Consider the following 11,386-nt stretch of genomic DNA (forward strand, 5'->3'; position numbering starts at 1 on the left):
TGAGGGCCTGCTCGGCCGGGCGGTCCACGGCTCCACCCGGGACGAGACGGACGGGCTCGGGCTGGGCCATGGGTGGGGACCTCCTCGTCGACGGCGCCCGGGCCGGTGCGCCCCGGGGTCGAGGATTCACCGTAGTCAGCACGGGCACGGCGGGGAATGGCCGGTGCGCCGGGGGCGAAGCGGCCCGCTCTTTCTTGACATGTTCCAGAGAACCGGATGGGATCGACTGGCATGGAGACCACGACGCGGGACGAGGACGAGCGCACGCTGCTGCGTGGCGTCGGCCTGCGCGTGACCCGGCCCCGCCTGGCGGTGCTGACCGCCCTCGCCGACCACCCCCACGCGGACGCGTCCACCGTGCTGGCCGCCGTGCGTCGGGCCCTGCCCGGCACCTCGCACCAGGCCGTCTACGACTGCCTCCACGCGCTCGCCGAGGCCGGGCTCGTGCGCTCCCTGCAGCCCGCCGGCTCTCCGGCCCGCTACGAGATCTGCACGGGCGACAACCACCACCACCTCGTGTGCCGCGGCTGCGGCACGGTCGTGGACGTGCCGTGCCGCACCGGCTCCGCCCCGTGCCTCGACGCCCCCGAGGACCACGGCTTCGCGGTCGACGAGGCCGAGGTCTACTACTGGGGGCTGTGCGCCGGCTGCCGGGAGTGACCGCCGCCGTCGTCCCGCTGGGCCGCGCGTCTTCCCCCGTCCGCCCGCCCGTGCCAAGGTGTGGCACATGACCGAGAACACCGCCGCCCTGCCCGCCGCCGAGCGTCCCGGCACCCCCGCCCTGCCGCAGGACCTCATCGACGTCGACGCCCTCCTGGAGGCGTACCGCACCGGTCACCCGGACGTGACGGACCCGGCGCAGAAGGTCGTGTTCGGCACCTCCGGCCACCGCGGCTCCGCGTTCACGACCTCGTTCAACGACGACCACATCGCCGCCATCACGCAGGCCGTGGTCGAGTACCGCGCGCACCACGGGATCACGGGGCCGGTCCTCGTCGGCAGGGACACGCACGCCCTGTCCGGGCCCGCGCAGGACACCGCCGTCGAGGTGCTGCTGGGCAACGACGTCGAGGTGCTCGTCGACTCCCGCGGCGGCTACACGCCCACCCCCGCCGTCTCCCACGCGATCCTGCACCTGAACGCCGGGCGCGAGCTGTCGCCGTCGGGCTTCGCGGTGGACGGGGACAACGCCGGCCTCGTGGACGGCCTCGTGATCACCCCCTCGCACAACCCGCCCGCGGACGGCGGCTTCAAGTACAACCCACCCCACGGCGGCCCCGCGGACACCGAGGCGACCACGTGGATCGCCGACCGCGCCAACGAGCTGCTCGCCGCCGGGCTGGCGGGCGTGCACCGGGTGGCGAGCGCCGACGTCGCCGGCCACGCGAAGCTGGGCGGCTTCGACTTCCTGGACCGGTACGTGTCCGATCTGCCGCAGGTGATCGACGTGGAGGCGATCCGCGAGGCGGGCGTGCGCATCGGCGCCGACCCCATGGGCGGGGCGTCCGTGGCGTACTGGGGCGAGATCGCCGACCGCCACGGGCTGGATCTGACCGTGGTGAACCCGGAGGTGGACCCGCGGTTCGGGTTCATGACCCTGGACTGGGACGGCAAGATCCGCATGGACTGCTCGTCGCCGAACGCGATGGCCTCGCTGATCGAGCGGATGACCCCGGACGCGGACGGGCAGGCGCCCTTCGACGTCGCCACCGGCAACGACGCCGACGCGGACCGGCACGGGATCGTCACCCCCGACGGCGGGCTGATGAACCCGAACCACTACCTCGCCGTGGCCATCGACTACCTGTACCGCCACCGCGAGCAGTGGCCCCAGAGCGCGGGCGTGGGCAAGACCCTGGTGAGCTCCTCGATGATCGACCGCGTGGCCGGGGACCTGGGCCGCGAGCTCGTGGAGGTGCCGGTGGGCTTCAAGTGGTTCGTGCCGGGCCTGCTGACGGGCACCGGTGTGTTCGGCGGCGAGGAGTCCGCGGGCGCGTCCTTCGTGCAGTTCGACGGCAGCCCGTGGTCCACGGACAAGGATGGGCTGCTGCTGTGCCTGCTGGCCGCGGAGATCATCGCCGTGACGGGCCAGTCCCCGTCCGAGCGGTACCGCGACCTCGTGGCCCTGCACGGCGACCCGGCGTACGCGCGCATCGACGCCCCCGCGACCGCCGAGCAGAAGGCGAAGCTGAAGACCCTCTCCCCCGACGACGTCCCCGTGACCGAGCTGGCCGGCGAGACCATCCTCGCGACGCTGACCAACGCCCCGGGCAACGACGCCCCGATCGGCGGGCTCAAGGTGGTCACGCAGCACGCGTGGTTCGCGGCGCGGCCCTCCGGCACCGAGGACGTCTACAAGATCTACGCGGAGTCCTTCCGCGGCCCCGAGCACCTGACGCAGGTGCAGGCGGAGGCGCAGCGGCTGGTGGACGCGGTCATCGGCTGACACCCGCCCCCGTCCGCTTTCGTTCGGGAAACGGCGGCGTGTCGCACCGCTTTCGTTCGGGAAACGGCCGGGCGCGCGCGCCGTTTCCCGAACGAAAAGACCCTGGGGGCGCCCTCTTCCGAACGAAAGTGCGCGGGTCGCGCGGGGGACGACGACGGCGCCCCGCCCTGCCGTCGCACAGGGCGGCTCGGTAGCGTGGCCGACATGAGCACGCAGCCCCCCGGTCTGACCACCGACGCCCCCGACACCCCCGACGACGATCCGGTTCGCGAGCCGTTGCCCACCGAGGCCCTGCCGATCGCGCCGGCCGGGCCCCGACCCGAGGAGCCGCGGGCCGCCGTCGAGCGTCTGCGCGCCGCCGCCCGCTCCCGCGCCGCCCACCCGCGCGCGGTGCGGGTGCGCCAGCTCAAGGGCCTGAAGCGGATGCTGACGGAGCACGCGGACCGGTTCGTCGCGGCGCTCGGCACGGACCTGGGCAAGCCGGCCACCGAGGCGCTGATCACGGAGATCGTCTCGGTGCGCTCCGAGGTGGACCACGCGCTGCTGCACCTGACCGACTGGATGGAGCCGCGGCCCGTGAAGCTGCCGCTGGCCCTGCGGCCCGCGAGCGCGGAGGTCCGGCCGCGACCCAAGGGTCTCGTGCTGGTCATCGGCGCGTGGAACTATCCGGTGCAGCTCGCGCTCGCCCCGGTCGTGGGCGCGCTGGCGGCCGGCAACACGGTGGTGCTCAGCCCGTCGGAGAAGGCCCCGGCCACGGCGGCGGCGCTGCGGGAGCTGGTGCCGCAGTACCTGGACTCCGCACTGGTCTCCGTGGTGGCGGGCGGCAAGGAGTGCAACACCGCGCTGCTGGCGGAGCCGTGGGACCACATCCTCTACACCGGCGGGGAGCGCGTGGGCCGGATCGTCTACGAGGCGGCGGCGAAGACCCTCTCCCCCGTGACGCTCGAGCTGGGCGGCAAGTCGCCGGCGGTGGTGACGCCGTCCCGGAACACGGGCGCGATGGCCCGCCGGATCGCGTGGGCGAAGTTCACCAACGCGGGTCAGACGTGCGTGGCCCCGGACTACGTGCTGGCCGTCGGCGAGGCCGCGCTGCGTCAGGTGACCGCCGAGCTCCCCGCAGCCCTGCGCGAGTTCTACGGCGACGACCCCCGCGCGTCGAAGGACTACGGCCGCCTCATCTCCGCCGAGCACGCGGAGCGGCTGCGGGAGATGCTTCAGGCGGACCTCGACGCCGGCGCCGAGCTGCTCGTCGGCGGCGACGTGGACGTGGCGGGGCGGTACATGGCGCCGACCGTGGTGACGGGCGTCAAGCCGGACGGCGCGCTCATGCAGGAGGAGCTGTTCGGCCCGATCCTGCCCGTGCTGACCGTGGACACCTTCCAGGACGCCCTGGACTTCATCGCGGAGCGCCCGCACCCGCTGGCCGCGTACCTGTTCACGGACCGGCCGAGCTACCACCGCGCGTTCGACGACCAGGTGCAGGCCGGCGGCCTCGGCTACGACGTCGGCCTGCTGCACGCTGGCATCGCGACGCTGCCGTTCGGCGGGATCGGCGCGTCCGGGATGGGCGCGTACCACGGCATCCACGGCTTCGAGACGTTCTCCCACCTGCGCCCGTCCATCACGAAGTCGGACCAGGTGGACACGCTCAAGACCGCGTACCCGCCGTACGGGCGGATGAAGCGGGCGCTGCTGCCGAAGATGCTCTGAGGGGTGGGTGGGGGCGGGGCTGGCCGGGCCCGGCTGGGCCCGCGCTTTCGAACGTGACATGGGGCCTAACTCACGTTCGAAAGCGCCCATAGCCCCGATTTCACGCTCGAAGGTCGGCCGCGGGCCGCGAGCCGCGGGCCGGGGGCGGGCGGGGGTCAGCGCTGCGGCCAGAAGCCGCGGCGGGCGTAGACCTCGGCGAGGACGTCGGCACGGTCGGTCATGACGCCGTCGACGCCGAGGTCGAGCAGGCGTTCGATCTCCGCGGGCTCGTCGACGACCCACACGTGCACCGGCAGGCCCGCCGCGTGGCAGCGGCGCACGAAGTCGGCGGTGGCCACGGGCACGCGGCCGTGCCGGACGGGCACCTGCACGCAGTCGACGTCGAGGGCGTACCGGCGCCGCCAGCGGGTCAGTCCCAGCGGGCCCAGCGTCACGAGCGCCGCGATGGCGGCCGCCCCGCCCGAAGTCGCCACCCGCTCCGGCCCGTACGCCCGCTCGGGGTGGCCGAGGCGGGCGAGGGCGCGTCGGAAGAGGCGGCGCCGCGAGTCGTGGAACGACGCGACGAGCACGCGGTCCCAGGCGCCGTGCTCGGCGAGGATGCGGGCCAGGGCCGGGGCCGACGCACGGTCCTTGAGGTCCACGTTGAGGCGGGCCTCGGGGAGCGCCGTCAGCAGCTCGGCGAAGCGCAGCAGCGGCTCCCCGCCGACCGTGACGTCCGCCAGCCGCTCCCACGTGTGGTCGCGCAGCCGGCCACGGCCCGTGCTGACACGGTCCAGGGCCTCGTCGTGGAACACGACGAGCTCGCCGTCCGCCGTGGTGCGCACGTCCAGCTCGAGGTAGGTGAACCCGGCGGCGTGGGCGTCCACGAACGCGGCCAGGGAGTTCTCCCGGTCGACGGCGGCGCCCCGGTGCGCGAACCCCAGCGGGTGGCCGCGACGGGCGGGGACGGAGTCGGTGAGGTAGGCGGGGGCGGGACGGGGCGAGGTCGGACGCACGGGATCACCGTAGCGGGGACGGACGGCCGAGTGCCCGCTGCCGCAGCCGGGAACGCGAGAGGTCGGAATGAGCGTCAGACCCGCCCTCATTCCGACCACTCACGTGACAGGTGGGGCCGACGCGCCCGCCCTCAGTCCTCCGCCGGCAACTCCAGCATGGGGCGGTGCTCGTAGAAGGTCTGCAGCACCACGGTGGTCCGGGTGGACACCGACGCCGTCTGGCGGATCTCCGTCACGAGGGCCTCGAGCTCGCGTGGCGAGCCCACGCGCACGAAGAGCATGTACGCGGCGTCGCCGGCCACGGAGTGGCACGCCTCGATCGCCGCGATGGACTCGAGGAGCTCGGGGGCGTCGTCGGGCTGGCGCGGGTCCAGCGGGCTGATCTCGATGAACGCGGAGAGCGGCCTGCCCACGGCCTCGGGGTCGAGCAGCGCGCGGTAGCCCGTGATCACGCCCGTGCTCTCGAGCCGACGCAGGCGCGCCTGCACGGCGGAGGTCGAGAGGCCGACCCGCTCGGAGAGCTGGGCGAGCGTGGCGCGCGGGTCATGGGAGACGGCGGCCGCGAGCCGCGCGTCGACAGGGTCGTCCATGCGCCGCACGCTATCAGCCGGCCCCGGCCGCCGGGTTGACAGCCCCGTGCGCTGATGGAAACCTTCCGGCAAGTGATCCATATCACCGGATACTTTCCGGCGCTTCGACCTCAGGAGGGTTTCATGTCCACCACTCTGCAGCCCGCCCGGACCGACGTCGTCGTCCCGGAGACCCCGTCCGACGCGCGCACCGTCGAGACCCACCCGGCCTGGCTCCGCCTCAAGGCCGCCGCCACCGCCCTGCAGCCCCTGCAGGTCAAGGACGGCTCCATCCCGGACCCGGCGGACCACGCCGCCGCGCGCGAGCACGTGGAGACCATCGTCGCCGCCGTCGAGGAGCTCGCCCCGCTCTTCCCGCACGACGCCGCCTACCTCGCCGCCCTGCCCCGCGACTTCGCCCGCTGGGCCGACGGCGGCTTCGCCGAGCCCGACTTCCTGGACTCCCTCATCGCCTTCCAGCCGCAGGAGCACCGCGTCGACGGCGTCCGGCACCTCGTGGTCTTCCCGATGTACACGCAGAACGGCTCCCCCGACCGGCACGTGGAGGCCCTCGTCGTCGAGACCATCTGGCCCGAGTTCATCGCCGAGCTCGAGGCCGGCGACTACGGCAACCGCCTCTTCGTCTCCCTGCGCCTGATCGACTTCACCCCCGGCTACGACACGAACTCGGCCGTCCTCTTCCCCGAGACCGTGGCCATGCGCGAGATCCCCACCTTCACGTGGGGCGCCATCTTCCAGGACCGCGAGGCCGCCCGCTTCCGCCGGGTCGTCACCGCCGCCGCCGAGATCACCCAGCTCGAGCTCCCGGCCGAGCTCGCCGAACTGCTCTCCTGCCAGGAGCTCGCCGAGGGCACCTTCGTGATGTGGGACCTCATCCACGACCGCACGCACATGCGCGGCGATCTGCCCTTCGACCCGTTCATGATCAAGCAGCGCATGCCCTTCTTCCTCTACACGCTCGAGGAGATGCGCTGCGACATGACCGCCTTCCGCGAGTGCGTGGCGATCGAGCGCCGCCTCACGGCGCGCGCCGCCGCCGGTGAGCAGCTCACCGCGCTCGAGGAGCAGACCCGCCGCCACGCCGGGCTCGTGCAGCACGCCGTCCTCTTCGACCGCGTCTTCCGCTTCGCCCTCACCGGCTCCCGCGTCCGCAACTACGACGGCCTCGGCGGCCAGCTGCTCTTCGCCTGGCTGCACCGCAAGGACGTGATCCAGTGGCGCGACGTCGAGCTCAGCGTGGACTGGGACCGGCTCGCCAACGCCGTCGTCGAGCTGGGCGACGCCATCGACACGCTCTACTGGGAGTCCATCGACCGCCCCAAGACCGTGCACTGGCTCCAGGCCTACGAGCTCGTCGCCTCCGTGGTCACCCCGCACCCGGCCTCCGTGTGGGCGCAGGGCCTGCCGCGCGAGGTGCTCGCCGGCCCGCCCAAGGGCTACACCGACCTCGTGCTCGACGACGAGTTCCCGCTGTCCATGTTCTTCGAGGCCCTCGAGAAGAAGATGTGCGGCGTCATCGAGTCCACCGCCGGGATCCGCGGCACGGACGCCTGACCCGTGGCCGCCCTGACCGACCGCGCCGTCCTGATCGCGGGCGCCACGAGCGCCTCGGGCCGGGCCGCCGCCCGCACCCTCCTCGACGCCGGCGCGCACGCCGTCGCGACCGGGCGCGACGCCGCGAAGCTCGCCCCCCTCGCCGAACTCGGCGCCGAGACCGCGGCCCTGGACCTCACGGACGAGACCGCCGTCCGCGGCCTCGTCGAGGACCTGCACGCCCGCGGCACCCGGATCGACGGCCTGCTCCACCTGGTGGGCGGCTGGCGCGGCGGCGGGGGCCTCGCCGGCCAGACCGAGGCGGACTACCGCGCCCTCGAGGCCTCGTTCACGGCGCTGCGGCCCGTGAGCCGGGCCCTCGACGACGACCTGCGGGCCTCGTCCGCCGGTCGCCTCGCGATCGTCTCGTCCACGGCGGTGCCCCGGCCGCTCGCCGGCGGCGCGACCTACGCCGCGGTGAAGGCGGCGAGCGAGGCATGGACCCGCGCGGTCGCGCAGGGCTGGGCCAAGGCCGCCCGGGACGCGGAGGCGCCGCTGCGCTCGGCGGCCGTCGTGTTCCGCGTGAAGTCCCTCGCCGGGCTCGAGGAACGGCTGGCCGAGGAGTACGCGCGACTGTGGAAGGCTGAGGCGGGCGCGCTGAACGACGCCGTCCTCACGCTCCAGGAGAAGGGAACGGACTGACATGCAGAGGATCCACGATCCGCAGGAGCGGGGCTTCGCCTCGGACAACTACTCCGGCGTCCACCCGGAGGTGCTCGCGGCGATCGCCGAGGCCAACGGGGGCCACCAGGTCGCCTACGGCGAGGACGTGTACACGGCGCGTCTTCAGGAGGTCGTGGCCCAGCACTTCGGCAAGGACGCCACCGCGTGGCCGATGTTCAACGGGACCGGGGCGAACGTCGTCGGGCTCCAGGCCATGCTGCCCCGCTGGGGCGCGGTGATCTGCGCGGACACCGCGCACATCCACGTGGACGAGGGCGGCGCGCCCGAGAAGTCCGCCGGCATCAAGCTGCTGCCCGTGGCCACCGACGACGGCAAGCTCACCCCCGAGCTGATCGCCGCCGAGGCCTGGGGCTGGGGTGACGAGCACCGCGCCCAGCCCCTGGTCGTCTACCTCACCCAGTCCACCGAGCTCGGCACGGTCTACACCCCGGACGAGGTCAAGGCCATCACGGACTACGCCCACGAGCACGGGATGCGCGTCTACATGGACGGCGCCCGCATCGCCAATGCCGCGGCCTCCCTGGGCCTGCCGCTGCGCGCCTTCACCACCGACGTCGGCGTGGACGTGCTCTCCCTCGGCGGCACCAAGAACGGGGCGCTGCTGGCCGAGGCCGTCGTCGTGCTCGACCCGGACGCCGCGGACGGCCTCGTGTACCTGCGCAAGAACCAGATGCAGCTGGCCTCGAAGATGCGCTTCATCTCGGCGCAGCTGCTCGCCCTGTTCGACGGCGACCTGTACCTGCGCTCCGCCCGCCACGCCAACGCCATGGCCGCCCGGCTGCGCGCCGGCATCGAGGCGGGGGTCGCCGACGGCTCGCTGGCCGGCGTCGAGTTCACGCAGGCCACGGACGCCAACGCCGTGTTCGCCGTCCTGCCCGAGGGCGTGGCCGACCGGCTGCGCGCCCGCTTCCGGTTCTACGACTGGGACGCGGCGCGCCGCGAGGTGCGCTGGGTGTGCGGCTTCGACACGACCGAGGAGGACGTGGACGCGTTCACGGCGGCGCTGCGCGCCGAACTCGTCCCCGCCGTCTGACGGACGCGCCCGGCCGGGATACCCTTCTACCACCGTGCAGCAGGGTGGGACGCCGCGGCCTTCGACGCGCGTCCGACCGCTCCTCCACCGAAAGGCCACCGTGGACACCAGCGCACCCCGGACGTCCCCGTCGACGCCGGCCGCCTCCGCCGCCCACGCCACCCATGAGGGCGGCTCCCTGCAACGCACCCTCAAGTCCCGGCACCTGACGATGATCGCGATGGGCGGCGCCATCGGCACGGGCCTGTTCGTGGCCTCGGGCAACACCATCGCGACCGCCGGCCCCGGTGGCGCCCTCGTGGCCTATGTGGCCATCGGCTTCATGGTGTTCCTGCTGATGCAGTCGCTCGGCGAGATGTCCACGTACCTGCCGGTCTCCGGCGCGTTCGAGGAGTACTCGACCCGCTTCGTGAGCCCCTCGTTCGGCTTCGCCATCGGCTGGAACTACTGGTACAACTGGGCGATCACGGTGGCCGCCGAGCTCGTCGCGGCGGCCCTGATCATGCGGTACTGGCTCCCGGACGTGCCCTCGTGGATCTGGTCCGCGATCTTCCTCGCGCTGCTCTTCGGCCTCAACGCCCTCTCCACGCGCGCCTACGGCGAGAGCGAGTTCTGGTTCTCGCTCATCAAGGTCGCCACGGTGGTGATCTTCCTGGTGCTCGGCGTCCTGATGATCGTCGGCATCCTCGGCGGCTCCTCCCCCGGCTTCCACAACTGGACGGACGGCGAGGCCCCCTTCGTGGGCGGCGGCGCCGGCATCCTGGCGATCTTCATGGTGGCCGGCTTCTCCTTCCAGGGCACCGAGCTGGTCGGCGTGGCCGCGGGCGAGGCCGAGGACCCGGAGAAGAACGTGCCCAAGGCGATCCGCACCGTGTTCGTGCGCATCCTGCTCTTCTACGTCGGCGCAATCACCGTCGTCGGCTTCCTCATCCCCTACACCAGCCCCCACCTGCTGGGCAGCGACGTCGAGGACATCTCGATCTCCCCGTTCACGCTCGTCTTCGAGAACGCGGGCGTGCTCGCCGCCGCCTCCGTGATGAACGCCGTGATCCTCACGGCCATCCTCTCCGCGGGCAACTCGGGCCTGTACGCCTCCACCCGCATGCTCTGGGCCCTGGCCGACTCCGGGAAGGCCCCGCGCTTCCTGGCGAAGGTGAACCGGCGCGGCGTGCCCATGAACGCCCTCTACGCCACCACCGCGGTGGGCGCGGCGTGCTTCCTGACCACGTTCATCGGGGACGGCGCCGCCTACGTGTGGCTCGTCTCCGCCTCGGGCCTGGCCGGGTTCATCGTGTGGATGGGCATCGCCTGGAGCCACTACCGGTTCCGGCAGGCCTACGTCGCGCAGGGCCACGATCCGAAGGATCTGCCCTACCGCGCCTTCCTGTTCCCCCTGGGCCCGATCGTCGCGCTGGTCATGTGCGCCGTCGTGATCCTCGGCCAGAACTACCAGGCGTTCATGGGCGACGTGGACCTCGTGGCCGTGGCCAGCGCGTACATCGGCCTGCCCCTGTTCCTCGCGCTGTGGCTCGGCCACAAGCTCGTCACCGGCTCGAAGCCGGTCCGCTACGAGGACGCCGACCTCACCCGCGTCCTGGACTGAGTCCCCCACCTCGGAGGTCGCCGTGCCCGCCCCCTCCTCCCACGCTCCCGCCGCCACCCACACCGCCCGGGGCCGCCTGGTCTGGGTGGACGTCGCGCGCGGCCTGGCCCTGGTCGCGATGATGGTCGCCCACACGGCGCCCGCCGGCGGCCCGGGTGGGGCGCTCCACCTCTCCGAGCACCTCACCGCGCCCCTGTTCGCGGCGCTCGTGGGCGTGGGCGCGCGCCCCGAGGCGGAGTGGCTGGGCCGTGGCCGGGCCGGGCCCCGCGCGCTTGTGCGGGCGGCCGCCCTGTGCGGGGCGGCGTGGCTGACCGGGCTCTTCGGGGCGGCCGTCGTGAACGTGCTGGCGCACCTGGCTGTGCTCACGGTGCTCATGGCACTGCTGGCCGCCCTCCCCCTCGCCGCGCACCTCGTGCTCGCCGTCCTGGCCGGCGGAGGCGGCCTCCTGCTCGCCGCCACACCGACGGCCGACGTCGTCGACCGGCTCCTCCCCGCCGCGCAGGCGCTCGGGCTGAGCCGCGCGACGCTGACCCCGTGGGTCTCCGCGTTCCTCACGGACGGCCCGTACCGTCTCCCCCTGTTCCTCGCGTGGGCGCTGCTGGGGGGAGGCCCTTGACGAGGGAGACCACGACGGCGTCCGGGGCCAGGTCGTCGCGCACGGCGTGCAGGGTCTCGCGCACGTGCTGCGCGGGCACGGCCACCACCACGACGCCGGCGCCCCGGACCGCCTCG

11 protein-coding genes are annotated in these 11,386 nt (G+C 73.4%); 8 read left to right on the forward strand and 3 right to left on the reverse strand.

Annotation, left to right across the window (positions count from 1 at the left end):
- The first annotated feature begins 231 nt into the window (after positions 1-231).
- From D8M29_RS04405 to D8M29_RS04415, 3 genes are all read left to right on the forward strand, one after another.
- Positions 232-660 (forward strand): Fur family transcriptional regulator, encoded by a 429-nt coding sequence (locus tag D8M29_RS04405; protein ID WP_049144905.1) that lies wholly within the window; start codon positions 232-234, stop codon positions 658-660.
- A gap of 67 nt (positions 661-727) precedes the next feature.
- Positions 728-2,446, forward strand: a complete 1,719-nt coding sequence (gene pgm, locus D8M29_RS04410; protein WP_049144904.1) for a phosphoglucomutase (alpha-D-glucose-1,6-bisphosphate-dependent) — start codon at positions 728-730, stop codon at positions 2,444-2,446.
- Between the two features lie 204 nt (positions 2,447-2,650).
- The gene (locus D8M29_RS04415) at positions 2,651-4,156 is read left to right on the forward strand and encodes an aldehyde dehydrogenase family protein (RefSeq protein ID WP_010079691.1); all 1,506 of its coding nucleotides are present in this window, start codon (positions 2,651-2,653) and stop codon (positions 4,154-4,156) included.
- Positions 4,157-4,311: 155 nt separating this feature from the next.
- Here the strand turns inward: D8M29_RS04415 and D8M29_RS04420 are convergent, their stop codons facing one another.
- Positions 4,312-5,151: a glycerophosphodiester phosphodiesterase gene (locus D8M29_RS04420; RefSeq protein WP_127445814.1), complete on the reverse strand. Its 840-nt coding sequence runs from the start codon at positions 5,149-5,151 to the stop codon at positions 4,312-4,314.
- 131 nt (positions 5,152-5,282) lie between these two features.
- Positions 5,283-5,741, reverse strand: coding sequence for an Lrp/AsnC family transcriptional regulator (locus tag D8M29_RS04425; protein ID WP_036316550.1), 459 nt, complete (start codon positions 5,739-5,741; stop codon positions 5,283-5,285).
- A 123-nt stretch (positions 5,742-5,864) separates the two neighbouring features.
- Here D8M29_RS04425 and D8M29_RS04430 point away from each other — a divergent pair, with 123 nt between their 5' ends.
- The 5 genes from D8M29_RS04430 (at position 5,865) to D8M29_RS04450 (ending at position 11,270) form a co-directional block, all read left to right on the forward strand.
- Complete coding sequence (locus tag D8M29_RS04430; RefSeq protein WP_049146370.1) at positions 5,865-7,295, forward strand: DUF6421 family protein; 1,431 nt, start codon at positions 5,865-5,867, stop codon at positions 7,293-7,295.
- Positions 7,296-7,298: 3 nt separating this feature from the next.
- Complete coding sequence (locus D8M29_RS04435; RefSeq protein WP_127445815.1) at positions 7,299-7,976, forward strand: SDR family oxidoreductase; 678 nt, start codon at positions 7,299-7,301, stop codon at positions 7,974-7,976.
- A 1-nt stretch (position 7,977) separates the two neighbouring features.
- Positions 7,978-9,051 carry a low specificity L-threonine aldolase gene (locus tag D8M29_RS04440; RefSeq protein ID WP_044659853.1) on the forward strand — a complete coding sequence of 358 codons (1,074 nt, stop codon included), beginning with the start codon at positions 7,978-7,980 and terminating at the stop codon, positions 9,049-9,051.
- 100 nt (positions 9,052-9,151) lie between these two features.
- Positions 9,152-10,654, forward strand: coding sequence for an amino acid permease (locus tag D8M29_RS04445; RefSeq protein ID WP_049146374.1), 1,503 nt, complete (start codon positions 9,152-9,154; stop codon positions 10,652-10,654).
- Between the two features lie 22 nt (positions 10,655-10,676).
- Positions 10,677-11,270 (forward strand): hypothetical protein, encoded by a 594-nt coding sequence (locus D8M29_RS04450; protein ID WP_238693325.1) that lies wholly within the window; start codon positions 10,677-10,679, stop codon positions 11,268-11,270.
- On the opposite strand, the gene D8M29_RS04455 is transcribed toward D8M29_RS04450, so the two are convergent.
- On the reverse strand, positions 11,206-11,386 hold a 181-nt coding region (locus D8M29_RS04455), incomplete at its 5' end, for an NAD(P)-binding domain-containing protein (protein ID WP_238693326.1). The two genes, D8M29_RS04450 and D8M29_RS04455, sit on opposite strands and share 65 nt — an antisense overlap.

Origin of the sequence: Micrococcus sp. HSID17227, from assembly GCF_003989405.1 — a bacterium.
Taxonomy (GTDB): domain Bacteria; phylum Actinomycetota; class Actinomycetes; order Actinomycetales; family Micrococcaceae; genus Micrococcus; species Micrococcus luteus.

What these genes read in the sequence shown, in the direction of transcription:
- D8M29_RS04440 (WP_044659853.1), top strand. Translation starts at nt 7,978, where the DNA reads ATGCAGAGGATCCACGATCCGCAGGAGCGGGGCTTCGCCTCGGACAAC.
- D8M29_RS04405 (WP_049144905.1), top strand. Translation starts at nt 232, where the DNA reads ATGGAGACCACGACGCGGGACGAGGACGAGCGCACGCTGCTGCGTGGC.
- D8M29_RS04415 (WP_010079691.1), top strand. Translation starts at nt 2,651, where the DNA reads ATGAGCACGCAGCCCCCCGGTCTGACCACCGACGCCCCCGACACCCCC.
- pgm (WP_049144904.1), top strand. Translation starts at nt 728, where the DNA reads ATGACCGAGAACACCGCCGCCCTGCCCGCCGCCGAGCGTCCCGGCACC.
- D8M29_RS04430 (WP_049146370.1), top strand. Translation starts at nt 5,865, where the DNA reads ATGTCCACCACTCTGCAGCCCGCCCGGACCGACGTCGTCGTCCCGGAG.
- D8M29_RS04425 (WP_036316550.1), bottom strand. Translation starts at nt 5,741, where the DNA reads ATGGACGACCCTGTCGACGCGCGGCTCGCGGCCGCCGTCTCCCATGAC.